Raw genomic sequence first — 24,624 nt, 5'->3', positions numbered from 1 at the left:
TAAAGATCAGAGCAGGACCACATCGAATTGTTCCTGCAGGTACTGGTCGTCCGCCTGGAAGCGGATGCTCTTGCCGAGGAATTCTTCCAGCTCGGCAACGGCGGTGGATTCTTCGTCGGTGATGCGGGCCACCACCTTCGAGGAGGCGATCACCAGCAGGCGCGCCGCTTCGAACTGGCGCACCGCACGGGTGATCTCGCGGAAGATTTCGTAGGTGACCGTTTCGGTTGTCTTGATGCTGCCACGGCCACTGCATTGCGGGCAGGTTTCCGACAGCTGGCGCTCCAGGCTCTCCACGGTGCGCTTGCGCGTCATCTCCACCAGGCCCAGCGGCGAGAAGTCGTACACGGTGGTCTTGGCATGGTCGCGGGCCAGTGCTTTTTCCAGCGTGCGCAGCACCTGGCGACGGTGTTCGGCGTCCACCATGTCGATGAAGTCGATGATGATGATGCCGCCCAGATTGCGCAGGCGCAGCTGCCTGGCAACGGCCTGCGCCGCTTCCAGGTTGGTACGGTAGACGGTTTCTTCCAGGTTGCGCTGGCCGACGAACGAACCGGTGTTGACGTCGATGGTGGTCATCGCTTCGGTCTGGTCGATCACCAGGTAGCCACCGGATTTCAGCGGCACCTGCTTGTCCAGTGCGCGGCCGATCTCGTCCTCCACCCCGAACATGTCGAAGATCGGGCGGTCGCCAGCGTACAGTTCCAGCTTCTCGGCCAGCACCGGCATGTACTTGGCCACGAAGGCCTGCAGCTGCACGAAGGTTTCCTTGGAATCGACCTTCACCTTGTCCACGTCCTTGCGGATCAGGTCGCGCACCGAACGCAGCGGCAGGCTGAGGTCTTCATAGATCACGCTGCACGAAGCGGCCTCGCGGCCGCGCCGCTCGACCACGTTCCATACCCGCGACAGGTAGGCCACGTCTTCGGCAATCGCTTCGGCCGGTTGGCCTTCGGCGTTGGTGCGCACGATGTAGCCGTAGCCACCGTGCTGGGCCGACAGTTCGGTCACCAGCGCCTTCAGCCGTGCGCGCTCGCCTTCGTCTTCGATGCGCGCCGAAACGCCGACCACCTTGGACTGCGGCAGCAGCACCATGTAACGCGAGGGGATGCTGATCTGGGTGGTGAGGCGTGCGCCCTTGGTGCCGATCGGGTCCTTGACCACCTGCACCACGATGTCCTGGCCGTCGCGCAGCAGCTCCACGATGGGTACGCTGGAGGGCGGCGGCAGGGTGGTGCCGTCTGTGTCCGGGCTGGCCACCGGGGCCGGCCGCACCACATCGTTGGCGTGCAGGAACGCAGCGCGCTCCAGCCCCACTTCAACGAACGCGGCCTGCATGCCGGGCATCACCCGCTGCACCTTTCCCTTGTAGATGTTGCCGACCACGCCGCGCCGCCAGCCACGTTCGATGTGCAGCTCCTGCAGCATGCCGTTCTCGATCACCGCCACCCGGGTTTCGCGGGGGGTTACGTTGACCAGTATTTCTTCAGACATGTACGGCAGCCTCCGTGGCGGCAACAGGGTAGGAAGGCAAGCCCGCGCCGGCCAGCAGCCGGTCGGTCTGGTACAGCGGCAATCCCATCACGCCGGAATAGCTTCCGGCCAGATGGGTGATGAAGCGCTCTGCTTCTCCCTGGATGGCATACGCACCGGCCTTGCCGAACGGCTCGCCGGTAGCCACGTAAGCGGCGATGCGGGCTTGCTCCAGCGCGGCGAAGGTGACCTCGGACACCACCACATCCGCCGACACGCCGCCGGCAGAAGCCAGCACCACGGCGGTCATCACCTGGTGGGTGCGGCCGGACAGCGCGGCCAGCATGGCGGCGGCATCCCCGGCATCGGCCGGTTTGCCGAACACGCGCTCACCCAGCACCACTTCGGTATCCGAGCCGACCACCACCGCTGCGGGATCGGCGGCCAGCACGTGGGCCAGCCCTGCGCGGGCCTTGTCGGCGGCTACCCGCTGCACGTAGTCGCGCGGCGTTTCGCCAACCGCGCGCACTTCGGCCACGTCCAGGTCCAGGGTCTGGAACGGACGGCCAAGGCGGGCAAGCAATTCACTGCGGCGGGGGGAGCGGGAGGCAAGATAGAGCATCGACACAGCATACCCTGCGCGCAGGGCCTGAATCGCAGGCAACGTGCCGCGGCCATGCGCAACCCCGTTCCGGCTCACAACGCGTTCATCCCTTCGCCAGCAACCTCGATGGCCTTCAAGGAGATCTCCATGCGTCGCCCTGTCCTCTCACCCCTGCTGCTCGCCCTGTCCCTCGCCCTGGGAGCTTCCGTGACCGCTCAAGCCGCCGTACCGGCCCCTGCCATCGCCCCGGTGGAAGGCACCCTGCTCAACGTATCGGCCAACGCCGAAGCCAGCCGCGTGCCGGACATCGCCACGCTCTCCGCCGGCGTGGTTACCCAGGCCGTGGACGGCAACACCGCGATGCGCGAGAACGCGCAGAAGATGGACACCGTGCTGGCCGCGATCAAGGCCGCGGGCATCGCCGAGCGCGACGTGCAGACCAGCGGGGTGAACCTGAGCCCGCAGTATCGCTACGCTGACAACGAGGCACCGAAGATCACCGGCTACCAGGCCAGCAACACGGTCAGCCTGAAGGTGCGTGACATCGCCAAGCTGGGCAAGGTGCTGGACGCGCTGGCCGCACAGGGCGCCAACCAGATCAACGGCCCCAGCTTCGAGATCGACCAGCCGGAACCGGTGTATGACGAAGCCCGCCTGGCCGCACTGAAGAAGGCCCAGGCCCGTGCGCAGACCTACGCCAAGTCGCTGGGCCTGCAGGTGCGCCGCATCGTCAGCATTTCCGAAAGCAGCGGCGGCGGCTTCCGCCCGGTGATGATGCGCGCGGCCGCCGCGCCGATGGCCGCCGACATGGCCAGCACCCCGGTGGCCGCCGGTGAAACCACCGTGTCGGTGAACCTGGACGTGGTGTTCGAACTCGGCCGCTGAGGCCTTCGCAGTTGAGTGCCGATCCACTGTTTGGTGGGTGACGACCGCCCTTGGTGCGTGACGACCGTTGGTCGTCACCGTTCTGCTTGGGTGCCAATTGGTAGGTGACGACCTTGGTCGTCACGGCGATCTGCGGGTGACGACCAAGGTCGTCACTACGTAGCGCCACCGCCGTTACCTGACTCGTAACCAAACGAACGCGCCTGCCCCGCTGGGCACGCCGCGCTGGCCGCGCTATTGCTGTCCGCCGGCATCCACCGGCCCGATGACGTCCCCCTGCTGGCTTTGCACGGAGGTGAACCATGGTTCGTACGTACCCGGTAGTCCCGCTCCGCTTCGACCCCGCCCGCATCGCCGCATGGAGCACCGCGATCGCGCTGCACGTGCTGGCCTTCATGCTGCTGGTGATCCCCGCCGCCTACGTGGGCGCCCCCCTGCCACGTGAGGCCCCGCAGATCCGCTGGATCACCCCGGACAAGTCACTGCCGCCCACGCCGGTTCCGCCGGAAGTCGTCCAGCAGGTCGCACCGCCGCAGACCGTGGTGAAACCCCAGCCGACGCCCCTGCCGACCCCCACCACCGTCACCGAGCAGGTCCCGGCCTACGCCGTGCCCGCCGCCGAACCGCAGCCCGCCCTCGTTCCGAGCGTGCCCCTGCAGACCGCTACGCCCACCCGCAGCGGCCCTGGCGCACAACTGCGGTACCGCTCCGCCCCGCCGCCGACGTACCCGATCGCCGCCCTGCGTGGCCGTGAGCAGGGCACCGTCCTGCTGCGGGTGGAAGTCAGTGCCGAGGGCCGCCCCACTGCGGTTTACATCGAACGCAGCAGCGGTTCGCGTGCGCTGGACCTTGCTGCGCGCCAGCAGGTACTGCGCCAGTGGCGATTCGAACCGTCCATGCAGGACGGCGTGGCCACGTCCTCGGTGGGCCTGGTGCCGATCGAGTTCTCCTTGCCAGAGTAAGGCGCGACAGGGGGTGACGGATATCACCCCCTGTCCAGCTCCCTGACGGACGTCACAAAGCGGACCCGATTAAGCAAAATTTCACTCTTGCGTCACCTGAAAGAAACCTAGATTGGCGACATCGCGGGGCAAGGGGGCCTGCGGTAGGACACGCCACTACGTATTCCCAGTCAGGAGAGAGCTGTGAAATACCCGACCCTTCCACGTGCCAGCCGCCGCACGTCGCTTGCCACGTCCATCACCCACGTCCTTGCTGGCAGCGCGCTGCTGATCGCGGCCGCCGGATCCACGACGGCCTTCGCGCAGGACCCCGCCACCAACCTGGACCGGATCACCGTCACCGGCTCCAACATCCCGCGCACCAATACCGAAACCCCCTCACCGGTGCAGGTGGTCACCCGCCAGGAGATCGACCGTACCGGCAAGACCACGGTCGCCGAATACCTGCAGACCCTGACTTCGGACGGCTCCGGCTCCATCCCCAAGACCTTCGGCAACGGCTTCGCCGGCGGCGGCGCCGGCATTTCGCTGCGCGGCCTGGGCGCCGGTTCCACTCTGGTGCTGTTGAACGGACGGCGCATGGCCACCTATGGCCTGGCCGATGACGGACAGAAGGTCTTCACCGATCTCAGCACCATCCCGCTGGATGCCGTGGAGCGCGTGGAAGTCCTGAAGGACGGCGCGTCTGCCACCTATGGTTCGGACGCCATCGCCGGCGTGGTGAACATCATCCTGCGCAGTGACTTCGAAGGCGTGATCCTGCGCGGCTCCTATGGCTTGTCCGGCGACAGCGACGGCGATGCGCGCAAGGCAACCCTGACCGCCGGTACCGGCAATCTGTCCGAAGATGGCTGGAATGCCTTCGCCAGCATCGACGTGGGCAAGTCCGATGGCATCCGCGTCAGCGACCGTCGCAACCGCGACTGGATCGGCACCGGTGACCTGCGTCGCTGGGGCTACAGCGCCGGCGGCAGCCAGTTCCTTGGCGGGGCGATCACCGGCAACGGCAGCGGCGGCGGCAACTCGCCGACCGGCAGCATCTTCAACCCGACCACCGGCCTGCTGGAATCACTGCCCGGTTGTTCAGGCCTTTCCAGTGTCGCCCCGCAGGATCCGGGCGGCGGCTGCCTGTGGGACATGGCCGACTATCGTGACCTGAGCCCGGAAGAGAAATACGTCAACGTGTTCGGACGTGCGACCTTCGCCTTCAACGACAGCGCCGAAGCCTATGTGGAAATGGGCTACTCCAAGAAGGAAACCACCTTCAACAACACCCCGTCCAACGTGTCCGGCGCGTGGGGTTATCCTGGTGGCCCGGTCAATGCCAACAGTGGCCCCGGCGCCACCGTGCTGGCGGTCGGGCATCCCGACAACCCCTACGGCGAACCGGTGCGCGTGCGCTACAACGCCTTCGACGTCGGCCCGCGCGTGACCAACAACGACAACGAGTTCATCCGCTTCCTGGCCGGGGTAAAGGGCACCTGGGGCGAGTGGAGCTACGACACCGGCTACCTGCATTCGTCCACCAACCTGGTCAACAAGCGTGACGGCTTCCTGCGTTACAGCGCGGTGCAGTGCGTGCTGGGCGACTTGGCCTGCCCGGCTGGCACATGGAACATCGGTGCCGGCTCGGAAGGCAATCCGCAGAGCCTGTACGACTACATTTCCCCGACCATCCAGGCCACCGCCAAGAGCAGTCTGGACATGTTCGACTTCAAGGTGAACCGCTCGCTGATGGACCTGGCCGGCGGTCCGCTGGGGCTGGCGCTGGGCACCGAGTGGCGTCGTACCACCAACAGCCTGTCGCCGCAGACGTACACCGATGCCGGCGACATCATCGGGCTGGGCTTCTCGTCCTACGACGGTACCCAGAACGTCTACGCCGCCTATGCCGAACTGGCCGCGCCGGTGCTGGAATCGCTGGAACTCACCGCCGCCGCGCGCTATGACAAATACGAAAGCGGCGATGATTCGGTGACCCCGAAGGTCGGCTTCAAGTGGACCCCGATCGACTGGATCGCCCTGCGCGGCACCTATGCCGAAGGCTTTCGCGCGCCGAACCCGGCCGAGAACGGCGATGGTGGCCTGGCCGCCTTCTCCAATGCGCTCGACCCGGTCCGCTGCCCGGGTGGCACCCCCGCCCCGGGTGGCACGCAGGATGATTGCGGCCAGCAGCCGGTGGCGATCATCACCCGCCCCAACCCGCTGCTGGAAGCCGAAGAGTCCAAGAGCTATTCGCTGGGCATCGTGCTGCAGCCGACCCGCACGACGTCGATCACCGTGGACGCATGGCGTATCAAGCGCACCAATGAAATCGCACAGGGTTCAACGGCTGATGCCATCGCGTCAGGCAACGTGCTGCGCGATACCGACCTGCTCAATGGTGTGCCGGGCACCGGCTCGATCCTGGCCATCAACACGAACTACGTGAATGCCAGCGCGTCGAAGGTTGAAGGTATCGACACCGATATCCGCCAGGACATCCCGCTGGGTACTGCCGGCGACCTGCGGCTGGACCTGCAGTGGAGCCACACCAGCAAGTTCGAGCGTACCGAGGGTGACACTACCCACGAATACGCCGGCACCCACGGCAACTGCGATGTCACCAACTGCATCGGCACGCCGAAGGACCGCATCAACTTCGGTGCCACCTGGAACTACCACGACTGGTCGGTCAGCGGCATCGTCAACTACATCAGTTCGATGGACAACCTGGCCGAAACCGGCGGTACCAAGGAAGACGACTGCCTGAACTTCCGCGCCGATGGCAGCCCGGCCCCGGGCGACTGCAAGGTCGCTTCATTCACCACGTTTGATCTGTCGGCCAACTGGAAGGCCATGGATGGACTGGAGATCTTCGGCTCGGTGGCCAACGTGTTCGACCGCACCGCACCGCTGGATCCGGCCACTTACGGCGGCATCAACTACAACCCGCTGCACTTCAGCGGCGCCATCGGCCGCTACTTCACGGTGGGCGCGAAGTACACGTTCAACTGATCGGATTCATCGCGTGATGTGACCAAGCCCGGGCCTCGTGCCCGGGCTTTTTTCTGCGTGCATCGGCGCGCGGGATGACTAACGGCGACGCGTGGATCGGAGAGCGCGCGCGATGCATCCCAGCACGCACCCTGCGCCCACGCCCAGCAGCGCGCCGTGGCCGGGCGCGGCGCCAAGCAGCCAGGCAAGCGGCATGCCCACGATCAGGCCGGCAAGGCCGAACCAGGCGATATCCCGATTTCGGGCTCGCTCGCGCGAGGCCGCCTTCAATGCCGCGGAACGGTACTGCTGTGCCTGCAGGTCGGGGTCGAGCACCGCCTCTGCGATGGCGGCGGCCTGTTGTTTCTCCATGAGTCACTGCTCCTAATGCCGATGCTGGCCGCTGAAGCCTACCGCCGAGCACGGCTCGGCGCTACCAGGGCGGGCACATGCGCTGGGTTACCTCATGGCTGGATCTCGGCCAGCGCGCGGTGCAACGGCGCGGCGGACACCTGGATCGGCCCATGGAACGGCACGCTCATGTCCAGCACGAAGTACACCGAGGTCGCGATCAAAGCGGCCGATACAAGGAACATGCCGACCACCATCGGGTTGTGCGGGGCACGATAGCCGAAACTTCCATAGATCAGCGTCATCCACGCCATCAGCATCCAGATGATCAGGCGCGGCACGCTGGCTTCGGACTGTTCGACGATGCTCCATCGTTGCAGCACGACGGTCTGGTACTGCTGTCGCGCATCGGCCAGCAACCCTTCGTGGAAACGATCCGCTGGCGCGATACGATCCAGCGCGCCACCGACCTGGTCCAGTGCGTTGGCCGCCGGGTCGTGGTGGTGGACGAGGGCATCGTCGCTGCGCGCGGGATGGGCAATGGCGGTCTCGATGTACTCCCTGAGCCGCCGTCGGGTCTCCTCGGTTTCCACCCCGTACGTCCGCAGCGAGCGGTCGAACATGATCAGGCTGGTCGAAAAACCGTGCACGTTCGAATCGATGGTTTCGAAGGTGTTCTTCGACGAATTGATCAGCAGGCCGAACACCAGCGAGGTCATCACCACGAAGATATTGGCCACCAACCGCAGGACCGTATTGGTCTCGTCATCCCGGTGCCGGGCCGAAAGCCGCGGATACAGGTACATCATGCCGATCGACGCCGCGCTCAGGCAGGCGAAGACGATACCCGCTGTGATGATCTCACCCATCGTGACGCTCCGGCCAAGGATGGGCGCAGCATGCCACACAAAAAAAACCCGCATCTCGCGATGCGGGTTTTCAAAATGGCGCCCGAAGTTGGACTCGAACCAACGACCCCCTGATTAACAGTCAAGTGCTCTAACCGGCTGAGCTATTCGGGCAGACGACCAGTATAACGACTCTTCACGCGCGATGGTAGGGGTGGTTGGCCAACATCGCCGCGGCGCGATACAGCTGTTCGGCGACGACCAGGCGCACCAGCATGTGCGGCAGGGTCAATGGGCCGATCGACCATTTTTCATCCGCCAGTGCCGATACCTCCGACGAATGCCCTTCCGGCCCGCCGATCAGGAACGCCAGGTCCCTGCCCTGCCCGCGCCAGTGCTCCAGCCGCTGCGCCAACTGTTCCGAGCTGAGCTGTCGGCCGGGAACGTCCAGCGCCACCACGTAGGCATTCTTCGGCAGCGCGGCAATCACCCGCTTGCCTTCGTCGTCGGTCGCACGGCGCGCATCGCGGCCCTTGCCACGCAGGCCCGGCTCGATCTCCACCAGCTCGAACGGCAGCCAGTGCGAGAGCCGCTTCTGGTATTCGGCAAAGCCCTGCGCCACCCAGCTGGGGGCGCGTTCACCGGTGGCGATCAGTCGCGCTTTCATCAGGCTTCCTCATAACGTCCAACGGCGCCATCGGCGCCGTCGGGGGGTACACCACGGGCAGCAGGCCGGTCGATCAGACCTCGTCGTCCTGGCCTTCTTCTTCTTCGTGCTGGCCACGCTGGTCGCCCACCGTCCACAGGCGCTCCAGCGCATACAGCTCGCGCACGCGCGGCAGCATGACATGGACCACGACATCGCCCAGGTCGACCAGGACCCATTCGGCTTCGCGCTCGCCTTCAACGCCCAACGGCATCATGTCCAGCTTCTTGGCGAAGCGGACCACTTCCTCGGCGATGGACTTCACGTGACGCGACGAGGTACCCGAGGCGATCACGAAGTAATCGGCGACGCTGGACTTGCCGCGTACGTCGATGGTGACCACGTCCTTGGCCTTCAGCTCTTCGGTGGCGTCGGTCACGCAGGCCAACAGCTGCTCCACGGAGGGCGGCGGGTTGGGCAGTTCGACCTTGATGGTCTGGGGTTGGGGCTGGTTGCTCAAAGCGGGTCGACTCGATAAACGTAGGGGGGATTATACGTGGGACCGGCGCGGGAGGCATTCACCGGATTCAGCCCCCAGGCGGACAAGCCGCTGACCTGACCCGCGCCGCCGGCTATGCCTGATAACGGGCCCGGTTGGGCGAGCCGATGATGGTGGCCCGCCGGTTGCGCGCCCTTTCCCATTGACTGGAGCATCACCATGAGCCTGCTTGCCACCTTCGTCGTCGCCTCGGGTATCGCGCTTGGTAGCGCTGCAGCGCCCGTCCAGGCGCCAGTAGGTCCTGAAGGGGATCCCTGCCCGGGTTGCGTTGCCTGGCGGTGCGATACGCGCGGAAGCGTCCACCTACCGTTGGTAGTGAATGAACCCGATCACAAACAGGCCGTCCTGCGTGCCATTTACGAGCATACCCGCGCCACCTTCGGCGGCCAGGTTCCCGCGTCGGTGACCTGCACCACGACGGGCGGATGACAGCTGCCAAGCCCCAGGATCACACACCGTAAAGCCGATGTCCGGTGATGTAACCCGCCACCGCCGGCGGTACCAGGGCCTGCCAGGTGCCGCCGGCGGCGATGCGGGCGCGGACCTCGCTGGCCGACTCGCTGCGCAGCGGCTGATGCAGGCGCAGCACACGCCCTGCCGCTGCATCCTCAAGGTCCTGCGGCTGGTCGGTCCAGCGGCCGTGCAGTGCCTGGCCCAGCACGCCCTCCACCACCTGCGGCAAGCTGCTGCCGGGGCGCTCGGCGACGATGAAATGCGCCAGCCCGAACAGGTCCTGCCAGCGATGCCAGGTGGCCAGCGACAGCAGGCTGTCGGCCCCCACCAGCCAGGCCAGCGGCGTATCCGCGCCGAACGCCTGGCGCAGTTCGGTCAGGGTATCCACGGTGTAGGACGGACGTTGCCGATGGCGGGCGGCGCGCTCCAGTTCGTGGCGATCCAGCAGCAATCCGGTTTCATCGGCAAGCGCCAGCTGCAGCATCCGGCAACGTTGCTCGGCGCTGGCGCCGGGTGCCGGACGGTGCGGCGGGTCGGCCGCCGGCAGCAGCCGTATCGGCAGGTTCAAGGCATCGCGTGCGGCACGGGCAATGGCAAGATGCCCGTTGTGCACCGGATCGAACGTGCCGCCGTAATAGATGCGAAGGCCCATGGCCAGCGCTCAGGCGCGCGCCAGCAGGCGTACCGCGCGTGCTTCGGACACCGCCACCAGCAGGCGTTCCAGGGCCAGCCACGGGTCACCGTCGGCGCGCCCTTTGGCAATGCGATCCACCAGCCCGGCTTCGGCAACGAAGCGCTCCCAGCGCTTGGCTTCCGGGTGCCGCTGCAGCGCGCGCTTGTACGGCGCCTGGCGGGACTCCCAGATGCCGCGTGATTTCATTTCCGCGGCAAGGTTGCCGCCCCGCGCCTGCACCTGGGCCAACGCAGCGCCAGCCAGCAGTTCACGGATGACAATCGGCATAAGGGCGGCCACCGCCTCGCCTTCGGCGCGCAGCCCGGCCACCATCCGCAGCACCGCGGTGGGCTGGCCGGAGAAGGTCGACTCCACCAGCCGGAAAACGTCATAGCGGGCCGCATCGGCCACCAGCGCGTCCATCTTTTCCACATCCAGCACCTGCCCGGATTCGACCAGCAGGGCCAGTTTGTCGATTTCCTGCGCGGCGGCCAGCAGGTTGCCTTCCACCCGCTCGGCCAGCCGCTGCACCGCTTGTGGATCGGCGCGCAGGCCCTTGCCACGCAGGCGGCGCTCGATCCACTCAGGCAGCTCGTGCGGCTTGATCGCCCACGCTACCGAAATCACGCCGGCACGGCCTACGGCATCGGCCCACTTGCCCTGGTGCGATTTGCTCCATTCATTGGCGCTGATCAACAGCACCACGTCCGGTGGCGGTGAGGCGCAGAAGTCACTGATGACTTCGGCGCCTTCCTTGCCCGGCTTGCCGTTGGGCAGCCGCACTTCGATCAGGCGGCGTGCACTGAACAGGCTGGGCGCGTTGAACCCCGCCTGCAGCCGTCCCCAGTCGAAATCGCGCCCATCGGCATCGAATACTTCGCGTTCGCTGATGCCCTCTGCGCGCGCTTTTGCGCGCACCGCATCGGCCGCTTCCAGCACGCGCAGGGTTTCAGGCCCGGCGATGAGATAGACGGGCGCCAGCGGCTGACCGCCGGTGGCGCTGGCCAGCTGCTCCGGGCGCTGTTCCATCCGGGTGCCGGCTCAGTCCTGCACCGGCTTGGTGGCCGGCTGGGGGATGGGCTTGGCAGTGGGGATGGTGGTCTGGATGGCCGGCACGCCGGCCGGCGCCGGGCCTGCCGGAATCACCTGGCCGTCGACCGCCTCGACCGGGGCCGAGATGCTGCGGCCTTCGCGCAGCTCGTTGCGTACCACGCTGTCGATGCGGCGGATGATCGAGGCCGACATTTCACGGCGCAGCTCATCGGCCAGGATCTCGCGCTCGGTGGTGGTGCCGGTGGCGTCGGTCGGCGGGGAAACGTAATCGCGCGACAGCTCGATCACCTGCTGCGGCACCAGTTCGCTGCCGTCTTCGCGGCGGAAGATGAAGATCACCGCGTAGCGCAGGCTGTATTCCTGCGCACGACCCTGTGCGTCGATGGCGATCGGCAGGTCACCCCAGCGCTCGGACAGCACCTGCAGCTGCGCGGCCGGCGCGGTCGAGTCGTCATCGGCCAGGGTCGCCCCGGACGCCCGCAGGCTGCGTCGCAGCAGCTTGGCCAGCTCGCTGTAGGGCGCGGTGGAGACCACCTTCACTGCTGCCGTGTCGGCCGGCAGCATCAGCTTGTTGCGCATGTGGAAGCCGCAACCGGCCAGGCCGAGGGCGAAGAGAAGGGCAAGCAGGATTCGGGTCATGGACACAGTCTGTAGTAGCCGGGCGGCTGCGGCAATACAGCCTGCCCGATGAGGCGTGAATGACGGTTGATCATCGGGGCCCGGGAAGGCGGTGACGACCAACGGTCGTCACCCACCACAGCCTGGCGTCACCCGCCAGAGCCTGGCGTCACCCACCGCGGTGGCGCGGCCGGGGTCAGCCGACGACGATGTTCACGATCTTGCCGGGCACGATGATGATCTTGCGCACGGTCAGGCCTTCCATGAACTTGGCCGCGTTCGGTTCGGCCACCGCCAGCGCTTCGATCTGCTCGCGCGCCGCGTCGGCGGCGACCTCGATCGTGCCGCGCAGCTTGCCGTTGACCTGCACCGCCAGGGTCAGCGCATCGCGTACCAGGGCACCTGGATCGGCCTGCGGGAAGACCTGGTCTTCCAGCAGCGTCTGGCCATGGCCCAGCACCTGCCACAGCGCATGGCTGGCATGCGGAGTGATCGGGTTGAGCATCAGCACGATCGCCTGCAGGGCTTCGTGGCGCACCGCCCGGCCTTGCGGCGTGGCGTCATCGAACTTGGCCAGCGCATTCATCAGTTCCATCACCGCGGCAATGGCGGTGTTGAAGCTGTGGCGGCGGCCATAGTCGTCGCCGACCTTGCCGATGGTTTCATGGGTCTTGCGGCGCAGGGTCTTCTGGCCGGCGTCCAGCGCGGACACGTCCAGCGCCGGGGCCGCACCATCGGCCGCATGCTTGTGCACCTGCGCCCACAACCGGCGCAGGAACCGCGCCATGCCGTCCACGCCGGCTTCGTTCCACTCCAGCGACTGTTCCGGCGGTGCGGCGAACATCGAGAAAAGGCGCACGGTGTCGGCGCCGTACTTGCCGACCATGGTCTGCGGGTCCACGCCGTTGTTCTTGGACTTGGACATCTTCTCCGTGCCGCCGACCACGACCGGCTGGCCGTCGGCCACCAGGGTGGCGCCGGTGATGCGGCCACGCTCGTCGCGCTGCACGTCCACGTCGGCCGGGTTGATCCAGTCCTTGGACCCGTCCGGGTTGGCGCGGTAGTAGGTTTCGGCGATCACCATGCCCTGGCACAGCAGGTTGCGCGCCGGCTCGTTGCTGTCCACCATCCGCGCGTCACGCAGCAGCTTGTGATAGAAGCGGAAATACATCAGGTGCAGGATCGCGTGTTCGATGCCACCGATGTACTGGTCCACCGGCAGCCAGTAGTTGCCGCGCTTGTCCACCGCATCGCGTGCGCCCGGGGAGGTGTAGCGGGCGTAGTACCAGCTCGACTCCATGAAGGTATCGAAGGTGTCGGTCTCGCGCTCGGCCGCGCCGCCGCAGTCCGGACAGGTGGTCTTGCGCCATTCCGGATCGGTCTTGATCGGCGAACCGGTACCCGAGAAGGCCACGTTTTCCGGCAGGACGACGGGCAGTTGCTCTTCCGGCACCGGCACCGCGCCACATTTGTCGCAGTAGATCACCGGAATCGGGCAGCCCCAGTAACGCTGGCGGCTGACACCCCAGTCGCGCAGGCGGTAGTTCACGCGGCGCTGGCCCTGGGCCTTGCGCTCGAAGCGTTCGGCCAGGGCTTCGAAGGCGCCCTGGAAATCCAGGCCGTCGAACTCGCCCGAATTGACCAGCTCGCTTTCGCGGCTCTTGTCGCTGTACCAGTCCTGCCAACGGCTGGCGTCGTACGCGGTTTCGTCCTTGCGCAGCGATTTCAGCGCGATGACCTGGCGGATCGGCAGGCCGTACTTGTTGGCGAATTCGTTGTCGCGCTGGTCATGGCCCGGCACGGCCATCACCGCGCCGGTGCCGTAGCCCATCAGCACGAAGTTGGCCACCCACACCGGCACCTGCTCGCCGGTCACCGGATGGATGGCCTTCAGGCCGGTATCCATGCCGCGCTTTTCCTGGGTTTCCAGTTCCGCTTCGGACACCCCGCCCTGCTTCAGCCCGGCCAGCAGTTCAGCCAGCTGCGGGTTGTTCCTGGCCGCATGCAGCGCCAGCGGATGTTCGCCGGCGATGGACACGAAGGTCACGCCCATCACCGTGTCCGGCCGGGTGGTGAACACGCGCAGCGGGTCCAGCGTGTTGCCCTCGGCATCACGTACGGCGAACTGGATCTCCAGCCCTTCCGAGCGGCCGATCCAGTTGCGCTGCATGGTCTTGACCGATTCCGGCCAGCCATCCAGTTCGTCCAGTCCGTCCAGCAGCTCCTGGGCGTAATCGGTGATGCGCAGGAACCACTGCGGGATCTCGCGCTTTTCCACCAGCGCACCGGAGCGCCAACCGCGGCCGTCGATGACCTGCTCGTTGGCCAGCACGGTCTGGTCGATCGGATCCCAGTTGACCACCGCGTTGCGGCGGTAGGCCAGGCCCTTGCGCATCAGGCGGGTGAACATGCGCTGCTCGTGGACGTAATAGTCCGGGTTGCAGGTGGCGAACTCACGCGACCAGTCGATGGCATAGCCCAGCGACTTGAGCTGGCTGCGCATGTGGTCGATGTTCTTGTAGGTCCACTTGGCCGGCGCGGTCTTGTTCTTGATCGCGGCATTTTCGGCGGGCAGGCCGAACGCGTCCCAGCCCATCGGCTGCAGCACGTTGTGCCCGGTCATCCGCTTGTAGCGGCTGATCACGTCACCGATGGTGTAGTTGCGCACATGGCCCATGTGCAGCGCGCCCGACGGGTACGGAAGCATCGACAGGCAGAAGTACTTCGGCTTGTCCGAGGTCTCGTTGACTTCGAAGGCACGGGTACCGTCCCAGAACTGCTGGGCGGCGGATTCAACCTGCTGCGGGTCGTAGGCGTTGGGTTCGACGCTGGTCATGGAACACACAAGTGCGGCGGCAAAGCGGCACAGGGTACCGCAGTGCGGCAAAAGCCTCCAATCCGGTCGACAGGCGGCCCGCCGCCCGCTCCCGGCCGCTTACCGGCGGGTATCGGCCGGGCCCAGCAGGCGCAGCCCCAACAGCAGCCATGACGCCCACGCCGCAAAGGTAAGCCGCTGCGCCAGCGGCGCCGGCACCACCCCCTGCAGGGCGAAAGCGGTGACCGCCGCGACCAGCCCGCAGCCCAGCGCCAGCCGCGCCAACGGCGGCGATCTGCGCCAGCTGCCGACGCCCAGCATCAGCGTGCCGGCAATGAACGCCAGCGCCCACACCATCCATGCGCTGGCATGCGCCTGGCTGGCCGGGCCGTCCAGGTCCTGCACGTCCAACGGGAACAGGCCCATGCCGGCAAAGGCCAGTCCGGCCAGCACCAGCAGCTGGCCGGCCACCCGCAGCAGCCAGCTGCTGCCGGCCGGCAGGCGCGCCAGCAGGCACAGCGCCATCGCCGTGGCGAGCAGGCCCGGCAGCACCCAACCCAGCAGGTTGAAGCCGAGTGCATGGGCGATGCCGCCCGCCCCAAGCAGCGCCACCGGATGGCGCCCCTGCTCGAAGCCGTCCAGCGCAACGCCGAAACCGGCCACGGACAGCACCCACCCCACCGCCGCGGCAGGACCGAGCAGGTTCTCGAGACGGCGCGGAAGCAGGGTCGGCATGGAGCGGCACTCGGGAAATCGGGGACCCTATTGTGGAACATCGAACCGGCGGTGGGTTGAAGCCGCAAGCGTCCGCCACCATAGAATCGGTCTCCCGCCGTAGATCCAGAGTTTCCATGAGCGAACTGCCGAACGTATTCGACGCTGTGACCGAAACCTTCGAAGCCGAAGTGCTGCAGAAATCCCTGCAGACGCCGGTACTGGTCGATTTCTGGGCGACCTGGTGCGAGCCCTGCAAGACCCTCGGACCGCTGCTGGAAAAGCTGGCCGGTGAATACAACGGTGCCTTCCAGCTGGCCAAGGTGGACGTGGACAAGGAACAGCAGATCGCCGCGGCGTTCCAGATCCGTTCGGTGCCGACCGTGTTCCTGGTCAAGGGCGGCCAGCTGGTGGATGGTTTCCCCGGTGCAGTGACCGAAGGCCAGTTGCGTGAGTTCCTGGCCCAGCACGGCATCGCCCCGGCCGAGCCGGTGGCCGAAGCCGAGCCCGAGCCGCTGGATGCGCAGGCGCAGGTCGACGTGCTGCGCGCGCAGATCGCGGCCGAACCGGGCAAGGACGAGCTGCGTCTGGACCTGGCCGTGGCCCTGCTGCAGATCGGCGGGGTGGACGAAGCCCGCACCCTGATCGATGGACTGCCGGCCAACCTGGCCACCGATGACCGCGCCGTGCGCGCCCGCGCGCGCCTTTCGTTCGCTTCGGCCCTGAAGGATGCACCGGCCCCGGAAGCCCTGGAAGCGCGCATCGCAGCCGATGCTGGTGACCTGACCGCCCGCCACCTGCGCGGCGTGCAGTTGCTGCTGGCAGGCGAAGACGCGGCCGCACTGGAGCAGTTCCTGGAGATGCTGCGGGTAGATCGCAGTTTCGATGACGGCCTGCCGCGCAAGGCGCTGATCGATGCATTCAACGTGATCACCGACCCCGCATTGGTCAGCCAGTACCGGCGGAAGATGGCCGCGCTGCTGTTCTGAAGGTAAATACGTTCAGAACCGGCCTGCGGCCGGCACGCGATACTGATCCGGTGGCGTCGTACACGTCACGGTTCATTCGGGGGAATGAAACCCGGCCAGGCGGCCGAGGGCATCGCTCCACCGATCTTTCCCGGGGGAGGATCGCGTGATTGCTGAAGGAGTAACCCCATGTGGCTGGCGGCGGCAATGAAGCGGCAGCCGCTGGCCTGGCGCTATCGGCTGCTGCTGGCGCTGCTAGCCGGGCTGGCCGCTGCTGCCGCCAGCCATGGCCGATGGCTGGGCGCAGTGGACGAGGCGATCTTCGACCACTACCTCGCCCGCTGGAGCTACCCAGCCGACCCCAGCCTGCTGATCGTCGCCATCGATGAGGCAAGCCTGCAGCAGATCGGCCCGTGGCCCTGGCCCCGCAGCGTGCACGCGCGCCTGTTGGACCGGCTGACCCGGGCCGGCAGCAAGCGGGTGCTGCTGGACCTGCCGTTGTCCGAACCTGACTCTCATCCGGGCGCCGACGCCGCCCTGGCGGCGGCGATCGCGCGCAACGGCCAGGTGGTGTTGCCGGTGCTGGCGGTACCGGCCCGCGACGGCCGGTTGGCCGAAGAACGGCTGCCCATTGCACGGATGACCGCCAATGCCGCCGCGCTGGGCCACGCAGAGGTGCACGTGGATGCCGATGGGGTGGCACGCGGTATTTTCCTGCATGCCGGCATCGGATCAGCCCATTGGCCGGCGCTGGGCGTCGCACTCGCCGACCTGCCCGAGCGTATGAAGGGCCTGCCGGTTCGGCAACAGCACGCCGCGCCTTTCCAATGGGTCGGCGACGACTACGTCCGCCTTCGATACGCGGGGCCGCAGGGGGTCCCGCAGCTGTCCTATGTCGAGGTGCTGGAAGGTCGGGTGGCGCCCTCCCTGCTGCACGGCCGGCGCGTTCTGGTGGGGCCTGCCGCCCCTGCCATCGCACCGGGACTGCGGCCCCCAGGCGCCGGTGGATCCGTAATCAGCGCAACCGGATTCCAGGCCCACGTGGCCTCGATGCTGCTGCAGTCACGCACACTGCAGGTCATGGCAGGGACCTGGCAGGACGGCATCAGCGCGCTGGTGGTGGCGCTTTGCGTGCTTGGGGTCTGTGGCGGGCGCACAGCCACCGTGGCGGGCGTGATGGTCGGGCTGGTCCTGCCCTTGCTGCTTGCACTGGGATTGTTGCGGTCCGGCAACCTGTGGTGGGCGCCCGCGGCCGCGTGGGTCGTGGCGCTCGCTTGCATCACCGCAGTCGCCGCGTGGTCGATCGCCGGATGGCGTCGACGGGCCGGGCTGGACGCGCTCACCGGGCTGGGTAACCGGCAGCGCTTCGAACACACCCTGCAGCAGGAGCGCGAGGCCGGGCTGCGCGCGCGCAGGCCGCTCACCGTCGTACTGATCGAGGTGCAGCGCGGCATGGGCCACCCCCTCCGGCCCGGTCATCGGGCCGACGAGCAGGTGCTGGTCGCGGTCGCCCGGTTGGTGGCCGCCCATGCCCGCCGACCACGCGACGCCGCCGTCCGCCTTGGCGACGATGCGTTGGCGATGATCCTTCCCGATACCGCGCCGGGCGGTGCCCGCCAGGTGGCCGAGGACCTGATCGGCGATGTACGTCGGCTTGCCTCTGCCGCGACCGATCCGGCCGCCTCGAAGGTGACCCTCAGCATCGGCGGATTCTGCCGGGTGCCGGACCCGGAACTGTCCGCGCAGGCGTTCGTGGCCGGCGCGGACGCCGCACTGCATCGGGTCAAGGCCACTGGTGGCGACGGCTATCAGCTGGACGCGGGCTGAGCGGGCCACGCTTTTCCATACGCAACCGCATGGTTACACTGGCATCCCCCCTCCTGGATGCCGGTCCACCATGAAAGCCAGCCTGTTCCGCCACGGCATCAATCTGTGGCCGCCCTTCCTGTTCGCCGGCATCCACGTAACCCGGGTGTCACCGGATTACCGTGACATCGACGTCGAACTGCGCATGCGTCCGTGGAACCGGAACTATGTCGGCACCCATTTCGGCGGCAGCCTGTTCGCCATGACCGATCCGTTCTGGATGCTGGGGCTGATGCACAACCTGGGCCGCGACTACTACGTGTGGGATCGCGCCGGCGAGATCGAATTCCTCAAGCCCGGCCGTAGTACGGTGCGCGCGACCTTCCGCATCGATGACGCAATGCTCGCGGAAATCCGCTCGGACGCTGCCGATGGCAGCAAGCAACTGCGCTGGTACAGCAACGACGTACTGGATGCTTCAGGAGAGGTGATCGCGCGCGTGCGCAAGCAGGTCTACATCCGGCTCAAGCCGCAGGCGCGCGGCGGCGCAATTGTCGATTGAGGCGAGTGCCGCCGAATCGAACGCTTGTGCTTATACCGAGATGGAGCGCACGGCACCGCATCGCGGCATATCGATGATGAAGTGCGGCGCACATGCGGTGCGCCATCTTCATCGGAGAAACGAAATGTCAGCAACGATCAGCAGACGCCACGCCCTGCAGGCCGCCGGGTGGGCGGCCACCGCCCTGTTCACCACCACCGCCGCCGCGCAGCAGCAACGCCGGATCACCGTGGAGGACATCATGGGTCCGTACTATCCCATCCAGCGACCGCTGGACGAGGACGCGGACCTTACCCGCGTCGACGGACAGCCGGGCGTTGCGCAGGGCACCCGGATCGACCTGCATGGACGCGTCGTCGACACCCTGGGCCAGCCGGTGGCGGGCGCCTGGATCGAGATGTGGCAGGCCAACACCCACGGGCGCTACGCGCATGCCACCGACGCCAACGAGGCTGCGCCGCTTGACCCTGCATTCCAGGGGTTTGGACGACAGGAAACCGACGCGGAGGGGAGGTTCCGCTTCCTGACCATCGTCCCCGGAGCGTATCCCATCGGAACCGGCCCGGATCAGCTTCGCACCCCGCACATCCACTTCGACATCCGCGGCCAGCATGATCGCCTGGTGACACAGATCTATTTCAGTGGCGAGCCACTCAATGACAGCGACCTGCTCTACCAGGCGCTGTCTGCCGAAGATCGCGAGACCGTTACCCTGCTGCCGCGCAGCGTGGGGGAGGATGAACCGTTGGAAGCAGAGTGGACGGTGGTGCTCGCCACCGGCTGACGCCTGTGCAGGGTCCGCCTCACTTCGCAGCTTGCCGTGAAGGTTCTGGATCCCAGCGCAGCGGCACCCTCAGCAGGCGGTCGTCGGGCCGGCGCGAGGTGTCACGCCGCGCGACCTGAAGCCAGCGCCCCTCGGCATCCGCATGGGGGGCGCGGGTTGCCGAACGTAGCGCCACCGGCAGCCTGGCCAGCGCGTCGGCGGGTGAACCCGACTGCGTGCGCAGCCACTGCTGCGCCGCCAGCAGCCGCACCATCGCGGCGGCGTCCTGGCTGCGGCCGGCATAACGCAGGTATAGCTGCGCGGGAATATCGCTCAACTCGCAACCTGCCAGGTTGGCCACGCAGTCGAATCCGTGCGTGGCCTGCGTGGGCGCCGCGATCTGCCTGTCCTCGCCCAATCGCTGCTGCTGTGCGGGGTCGCACGCCCATGCATGCGCCGTGGCGAGGCGCGCCAGGGAGCGCTCGGTATCCAGCACCAGCACTGAACCCGGCGATCGCGCAGAGTAACGCATAGCCATGCCGGCGTAGCGCATCTCGCCCTGCAGCGGTCGGCACAGGCTGGTTTCCGCCGCCGTCATCGGCCGCAGCGCCGCCGTACAGGCAGCGGGAAGCGAGGCGTCGCGCGGCAGTTCGGCCAGCACCTCGCCCAGCACGCCACCATTGAGTTCCACCATGGCCATGCCGACACTGCTGGCAAGCAGGGTATCGCTGCCGGACAGCAGGCGGCGGCCAGCGAGGAGGCCGCTGCACAGTCCCTGCAAGGCACCGGCGGTATCGCCCTGGACATGGGCCAATGCGTGCGCGGTGACCGGATCCGTCAATCCATTCAACGCAGGGAACGGGAGCATGATCGCGGCGACCTGGCTGTCCCATGGGCTGGTGAAATGCCTGAATGCCGCCGTCTGCGACACGCGCGCATGCAGGCCTGCATGCCCGGCGTGGGCCCGGGCGAAACGCTGCGGGTCGCTGCGCACCTGCTCCAGGCAGGCGCCGGTGGGCCCGCTGCAGTAGCGTCCTTGTGGATAGGCCACGCGCGGATGATCGCCTTCGGCACTCATCCGCACGCCGCCGGCAAGGTCCGGAGCGGCCTGCCAGCGTGCGGCGTCCACCGCCATCGCCGCTGCGCGGGAACTGTCGTCCATGCCATCGAAGTCCAGCATCCACAGCAACGCATAGCCGTTGCGGCCTTCGGCCGGGACCTGCGTGCGCATCAGCGCCAACGCGCTGCGCTGCTTGTCGGGCATCGGCCAGAAATGCGATGCACACCACAGCAACACCGCTGCTGCCACCGCGCCCAGCACACTGACCACCGACCACCTCACCCCCTTTGCCATCCTCGACACCATCGCAACCCCTCCCTGCCACGTCCTATGACACAGCAGAGCCTAACCGGCGCCACGCGACCGCTACAATGCGCCGATGTCACTCCCAGCCCCCACTCTCACTCCCCGCCCTTCCCTGCAACGGCTGTTCCTGACCGGCCTGCTGACCCTGCTGCCGATCTGGCTCACCTGGGTCGTGGTGAAGTTCGTCTTCGTGCTGTTGTCCGGCATATCCAGCCCGCTGGTGGTGGCGATGTCCGAACCCATCGCCACACGGTTCCCGCACTACCTCGGCTGGGTTCACATCGAATGGATCCAGAACGTGGTGGCGCTGCTGGCCACTCTTCTGGTGATCCTGGCCGTGGGCGTGCTGAGCCGCCGGGTAGTCGGCCAGCGCCTGCTGCGCTGGGTCGGCGCGGTGATCAAACGGATTCCGCTGGCCAGCATCATCTATGACAGCGCCAAGAAGCTGCTGGACATGCTGCAGACCGAGCCGGGCACCACCCAGCGCGTGGTATTGATCGACTTCCCGCACCGTGAGATGAAGGCGGTGGGCCTGGTCACCCGGGTCATCCGCGAACAGGGCACCGGCCGCGAGCTGGCGGCGGTGTACGTGCCGACCACGCCCAATCCGACCTCCGGTTATCTGGAGATCGTGCCGGTGGAACTGCTGACGCCGACCGACTGGACCGTGGACCAGGCGATGAGCTTCATCATCTCCGGCGGTGCCGTCGCGCCGGAAACCGTGCCCTTCACCCGCGCTGGCGAACGCGGCTGATGAGCGCGCGGCCGCTCCAGGACCGTGCGGTCCTGCTGTTCATCGGGCTGGCCGCATTCTTCTGCGCCAACGCGCTGCTGGCCGAGCTGATCGGAGTGAAGATCTTCGCGCTGGAAGACACCTTCGGTATCGCACCGCTGGATTGGAACCTGTTCGGCCAGACCGGTTCGCTCAGCTTCACCGCCGGCACGTTGCTGTGGCCGGTGGTGTTCGTCATGACCGACACCATCAATGAGTTCTTCGGCAAACGCGGCGTGCGCCTCATTTCGTGGCTGGCGGCGGCCCTGATCTGCTATGGCTTCCTGTTCGCGTATGCTGCCATCTCGCTGGCGCCGGCCAGCTGGTGGGTCGGCTCGATGAGCGCGCACGGCGTGCCGGACTATCAGGCGGCGTTTGCCGTGGTGTTCGGCCAGGGCATGTGGACCATCACCGGCTCGCTGGTCGCGTTCATGGGCGGCCAGCTGATCGATGTGGCGGTGTTCCACCGCATCCGCCGTGCTACCGGCGAGCGCCATGTGTGGCTGCGCGCCACCGGATCGACCGCGGTGTCCCAACTGATCGACAGCTTCGTGGTGATCTGGATCGCCTTCGTGCTGGGGCCGCAGCAGTGGCCGACGTCGCTGTTCCTGGCGGTCAGCAGTGTCAATTACGTCTACAAAATGGCCTTCGCCATTGCCCTCATTCCCTTGCTTTACCTGATGCGGCATGCGATCACGCAATACCTGGGTGCGGACCGGGCACGACAGCTACGGGCCGACGCGGCAGCTGACTGAGCGACAACGCGGCGTTTCCTGACTGCGCGCTCGATGCTGGCCGTATGCGTCTGGATCGTGCAAGCTCCACGGTCTGTGTTCCACGGAAATATCCGATGCCCCAGCTTGCCCGCGCCCTGGCAGTCGCACTTGCCTCGTTGATGCTGTTCAGCGCCGCGCCGCCGGCCGAAGCCGCCAAGAAGAAAGCCACACGCCCTGCAGCCGCGCAGACCCGCCAGGCGACCAAGCCCAAGGCCAGGCCGCGTGCACGCCCGGCAGCTGCGGCAGGCCGGCAGGCCGCCGCTGCACCCGCCAGCAAGGCGGTCCAGCTGGAGCGGCTGTACGACGAGTACTGGGATGCCTCGATGCGGCTCAATCCCCTGCAGGCCACGTTCCAGGGCGACGCGCGCTACAACGGCGAGCTACCGAACATCCTGTCTGCGGCTTGGCGCCAGCAGTCGCATGACTTCACCACGCAATGGCTGGGCAAGGTGGAAAAGATCGGCAGCAGCGGCCTGCAGGGGCAGGATCTGCTCAGCTACGAGATCTTCGTCCGCGATGCCAAGGCATCGCTGGCAGCCGAGCAGTACCCCTCCTGGATGCTGCCGATCAGCCAGTATTACAACCTGGGCAGCATCATGGCCATCCTCGGCGCCGGTGCGGGGGCGCAGCCGTTCAATACGGTCAAGGACTACGATGACTGGTCAAAACGATCGCTGGGCATCCCGGCCCTGTTCGAACAGGCCACTGCGAACATGCGCCAGGGCATGGCGGCCGGGGTGGTGCAGCCGCGCGACCTGATGGAAAAGGTGCTGCCGCAGCTGGATGCGGTAATCAAGCCGACTGCCGAAGAAAGCATTTTCTGGACGCCGATCCGGACCATGCCGGAGACCATCCCGGCCGAAGAGAAGACCCGCATCAGCGCCGAGTACAAGCGCATGATCGAGTTCCGCATCATGCCCGCCTACCGCGCGCTGCGTGGGTTCATCGCCACCGAATACCTGCCGGCCACGCGCGAAACCGCGGGCCTGGGCGCATTGCCCAATGGCGCGGCGTGGTATGCCGGCACGCTGCGCCAGGCCACCGCCACCGCCCAGGATCCGGCCCAGCTGCATGCCTGGGGCGAACAGCGCGTACAGGCCCTGCATGCACAGATTGCCGCGGTGATGAAGGACAACAAGCTGCGCGGCAGCGAAGCCAAGCTGCTGCAGCGCATGCGCAGCGACAGGCAGTTCCAGTACAGCGATGCCAATGCGCTGCTGGGCCGCTATCGGCAGGTACAGCAACAGGTGGCCGCGAAACTGCCCAGCGTGCTGCAGACCCTGCCCAAGGCCGCGTTGGAGATCCAGCCGGTCGAAGCCGACCGCGCCGCTTCCTCGGCAGCGGCGTCCTACCAGCCCGGCGTCAACGGCAGCCGCCCCGCCGTGCTGTCGGTGAACACCAGCAACCTGCCCGCACGCAAGCGCTGGAGCGTGCCCATGCTGTACCTGCATGAGGCCGTGCCGGGCCATCACGTACAGCTGGGACTGCAGCAGGAAATCGAAAAGCTGCCCCGTTTCCGACGTCTCGGCGGCGATCTGGCCTTCGTTGAAGGCTGGGGCCTGTATGCCGAATCGCTGGGCGAGCCGCTGGGGCTGTATGCCGATCCTTACGACCATATCGGCTACCTGCACGCCGCGCTGACCCGCGCGGCACGCGTGGTGGCCGATACCGGGATCCACGCGCAGGGCTGGAACAAGAAGCGCGCGGTGGAGTATCTGGAGCAGAACACCGGCATGGCCGTCGACGATGCCAACGCCGAAGTGGAACGGATGATGGCCCAGCCCGGACAGGCGCTGTCCAACGTACTGGGCGAGGCGAAGATCGTGGAGCTGCGCGACCGCGCCCGGCAGGCGCAGAGCGGCGCCTTCGACCTGCGCGCCTTCCATGGCGAACTGTTGAAGGACGGCTCCATGCCGCTGGACATCCTGGAACAGCGGATGAGCCGCTGGCAGGCGCAACCCGGCCGCTGATGGGGCCGGAT

General features: G+C 67.0%; 23 protein-coding genes and 1 tRNA gene. 11 read left to right on the top strand and 13 right to left on the bottom strand.

Annotation, left to right across the window (positions count from 1 at the left end; translation table 11 throughout):
- Positions 1-6: 6 nt before the first annotated feature.
- Together rng and CXG43_RS13630 are read right to left on the bottom strand one after the other, a co-directional pair.
- The gene (gene rng, locus CXG43_RS13635) at positions 7-1,494 is read right to left on the bottom strand and encodes a ribonuclease G (RefSeq protein WP_042612244.1); all 1,488 of its coding nucleotides are present in this window, start codon (positions 1,492-1,494) and stop codon (positions 7-9) included.
- On the bottom strand, positions 1,487-2,095 hold the full coding sequence (locus CXG43_RS13630; protein WP_101100404.1) for a Maf-like protein: 609 nt from the start codon (positions 2,093-2,095) through the stop codon (positions 1,487-1,489). The genes rng and CXG43_RS13630 overlap by 8 nt, the downstream gene beginning before the upstream one ends.
- Positions 2,096-2,224: 129 nt before the next feature.
- On the opposite strand from CXG43_RS13630, the gene CXG43_RS13625 reads away from it, so the two are divergent.
- From CXG43_RS13625 to CXG43_RS13615, 3 genes are all read left to right on the top strand, one after another.
- A complete protein-coding gene (locus CXG43_RS13625) occupies positions 2,225-2,962 on the top strand; it encodes an SIMPL domain-containing protein (protein ID WP_101100439.1) in 738 nt (245 codons plus the stop codon).
- A gap of 302 nt (positions 2,963-3,264) precedes the next feature.
- Positions 3,265-3,924 (top strand): energy transducer TonB, encoded by a 660-nt coding sequence (locus tag CXG43_RS13620; RefSeq protein ID WP_101100403.1) that lies wholly within the window; start codon positions 3,265-3,267, stop codon positions 3,922-3,924.
- Positions 3,925-4,107: 183 nt separating this feature from the next.
- On the top strand, positions 4,108-6,921 hold the full coding sequence (locus tag CXG43_RS13615) for a TonB-dependent receptor (RefSeq protein WP_101100402.1): 2,814 nt from the start codon (positions 4,108-4,110) through the stop codon (positions 6,919-6,921).
- A gap of 78 nt (positions 6,922-6,999) precedes the next feature.
- Here CXG43_RS13615 and CXG43_RS13610 read toward each other — a convergent pair whose 3' ends face one another.
- From CXG43_RS13610 to rsfS, 5 genes are all read right to left on the bottom strand, one after another.
- On the bottom strand, positions 7,000-7,272 hold the full coding sequence (locus CXG43_RS13610) for a hypothetical protein (protein WP_101100401.1): 273 nt from the start codon (positions 7,270-7,272) through the stop codon (positions 7,000-7,002).
- 92 nt (positions 7,273-7,364) lie between these two features.
- Positions 7,365-8,120, bottom strand: a complete 756-nt coding sequence (locus tag CXG43_RS13605) for a DUF4239 domain-containing protein (protein ID WP_101100400.1) — start codon at positions 8,118-8,120, stop codon at positions 7,365-7,367.
- A 76-nt stretch (positions 8,121-8,196) separates the two neighbouring features.
- Positions 8,197-8,273, bottom strand: a tRNA-Asn gene (locus CXG43_RS13600).
- Between the two features lie 22 nt (positions 8,274-8,295).
- On the bottom strand, positions 8,296-8,766 hold the full coding sequence (gene rlmH, locus CXG43_RS13595; RefSeq protein ID WP_057508755.1) for a 23S rRNA (pseudouridine(1915)-N(3))-methyltransferase RlmH: 471 nt from the start codon (positions 8,764-8,766) through the stop codon (positions 8,296-8,298).
- Positions 8,767-8,839: 73 nt separating this feature from the next.
- Positions 8,840-9,265 (bottom strand): ribosome silencing factor, encoded by a 426-nt coding sequence (gene rsfS, locus CXG43_RS13590; RefSeq protein ID WP_101100399.1) that lies wholly within the window; start codon positions 9,263-9,265, stop codon positions 8,840-8,842.
- Between the two features lie 198 nt (positions 9,266-9,463).
- Between rsfS and CXG43_RS19180 the strand changes: the two genes are divergently transcribed.
- Positions 9,464-9,733 carry a hypothetical protein gene (locus CXG43_RS19180; protein WP_157825147.1) on the top strand — a complete coding sequence of 90 codons (270 nt, stop codon included), beginning with the start codon at positions 9,464-9,466 and terminating at the stop codon, positions 9,731-9,733.
- Between the two features lie 19 nt (positions 9,734-9,752).
- Here CXG43_RS19180 and nadD read toward each other — a convergent pair whose 3' ends face one another.
- The 5 genes from nadD to CXG43_RS13565 form a co-directional block, all read right to left on the bottom strand.
- Positions 9,753-10,409 (bottom strand): nicotinate-nucleotide adenylyltransferase, encoded by a 657-nt coding sequence (gene nadD, locus CXG43_RS13585; RefSeq protein ID WP_101100398.1) that lies wholly within the window; start codon positions 10,407-10,409, stop codon positions 9,753-9,755.
- 9 nt (positions 10,410-10,418) lie between these two features.
- On the bottom strand, positions 10,419-11,459 hold the full coding sequence (gene holA, locus CXG43_RS13580; RefSeq protein WP_101100397.1) for a DNA polymerase III subunit delta: 1,041 nt from the start codon (positions 11,457-11,459) through the stop codon (positions 10,419-10,421).
- Positions 11,460-11,471: 12 nt separating this feature from the next.
- Positions 11,472-12,122: an LPS assembly lipoprotein LptE gene (gene lptE, locus CXG43_RS13575; protein WP_101100396.1), complete on the bottom strand. Its 651-nt coding sequence runs from the start codon at positions 12,120-12,122 to the stop codon at positions 11,472-11,474.
- 175 nt (positions 12,123-12,297) lie between these two features.
- Positions 12,298-14,937, bottom strand: a complete 2,640-nt coding sequence (gene leuS, locus CXG43_RS13570) for a leucine--tRNA ligase (RefSeq protein WP_101100395.1) — start codon at positions 14,935-14,937, stop codon at positions 12,298-12,300.
- Between the two features lie 99 nt (positions 14,938-15,036).
- Positions 15,037-15,651, bottom strand: a complete 615-nt coding sequence (locus CXG43_RS13565) for a DUF998 domain-containing protein (protein ID WP_101100394.1) — start codon at positions 15,649-15,651, stop codon at positions 15,037-15,039.
- A 116-nt stretch (positions 15,652-15,767) separates the two neighbouring features.
- Between CXG43_RS13565 and trxA the strand changes: the two genes are divergently transcribed.
- The 4 genes from trxA to CXG43_RS13545 all read left to right on the top strand — a co-directional run bounded on the left by trxA (position 15,768) and on the right by CXG43_RS13545 (position 19,750).
- Positions 15,768-16,619, top strand: a complete 852-nt coding sequence (gene trxA, locus CXG43_RS13560; protein WP_101100393.1) for a thioredoxin — start codon at positions 15,768-15,770, stop codon at positions 16,617-16,619.
- Between the two features lie 168 nt (positions 16,620-16,787).
- Positions 16,788-18,425 (top strand): CHASE2 domain-containing protein, encoded by a 1,638-nt coding sequence (locus CXG43_RS13555; protein WP_332870929.1) that lies wholly within the window; start codon positions 16,788-16,790, stop codon positions 18,423-18,425.
- Between the two features lie 70 nt (positions 18,426-18,495).
- A complete protein-coding gene (locus tag CXG43_RS13550) occupies positions 18,496-18,966 on the top strand; it encodes a DUF4442 domain-containing protein (RefSeq protein WP_101100392.1) in 471 nt (156 codons plus the stop codon).
- Complete coding sequence (locus tag CXG43_RS13545; RefSeq protein ID WP_157825146.1) at positions 18,956-19,750, top strand: protocatechuate 3,4-dioxygenase; 795 nt, start codon at positions 18,956-18,958, stop codon at positions 19,748-19,750. The genes CXG43_RS13550 and CXG43_RS13545 overlap by 11 nt, the downstream gene beginning before the upstream one ends.
- Positions 19,751-19,769: 19 nt before the next feature.
- Here the strand turns inward: CXG43_RS13545 and CXG43_RS13540 are convergent, their stop codons facing one another.
- On the bottom strand, positions 19,770-21,083 hold the full coding sequence (locus tag CXG43_RS13540) for a hypothetical protein (RefSeq protein WP_157825145.1): 1,314 nt from the start codon (positions 21,081-21,083) through the stop codon (positions 19,770-19,772).
- An 85-nt stretch (positions 21,084-21,168) separates the two neighbouring features.
- On the opposite strand from CXG43_RS13540, the gene CXG43_RS13535 reads away from it, so the two are divergent.
- From CXG43_RS13535 to CXG43_RS13525, 3 genes are all read left to right on the top strand, one after another.
- Complete coding sequence (locus CXG43_RS13535; protein ID WP_101100389.1) at positions 21,169-21,849, top strand: DUF502 domain-containing protein; 681 nt, start codon at positions 21,169-21,171, stop codon at positions 21,847-21,849.
- Positions 21,849-22,622, top strand: coding sequence for a queuosine precursor transporter (locus CXG43_RS13530; RefSeq protein ID WP_101100388.1), 774 nt, complete (start codon positions 21,849-21,851; stop codon positions 22,620-22,622). The genes CXG43_RS13535 and CXG43_RS13530 overlap by 1 nt, the downstream gene beginning before the upstream one ends.
- A gap of 95 nt (positions 22,623-22,717) precedes the next feature.
- Entirely contained in the window at positions 22,718-24,613 is a 1,896-nt protein-coding gene (locus CXG43_RS13525) for a DUF885 family protein (RefSeq protein ID WP_101100387.1), read from the top strand.
- The last annotated feature ends 11 nt before the right edge of the window (positions 24,614-24,624 follow it).

The sequence above is a fragment of the Stenotrophomonas sp. Bg11-02 genome (assembly GCF_002836635.1).
Taxonomy (GTDB): Bacteria; Pseudomonadota; Gammaproteobacteria; order Xanthomonadales; family Xanthomonadaceae; genus Stenotrophomonas; species Stenotrophomonas lacuserhaii.
Note: the sequence above shows the minus strand (reverse complement) of the source record. Positions and strands in the feature narration are given on the sequence as shown.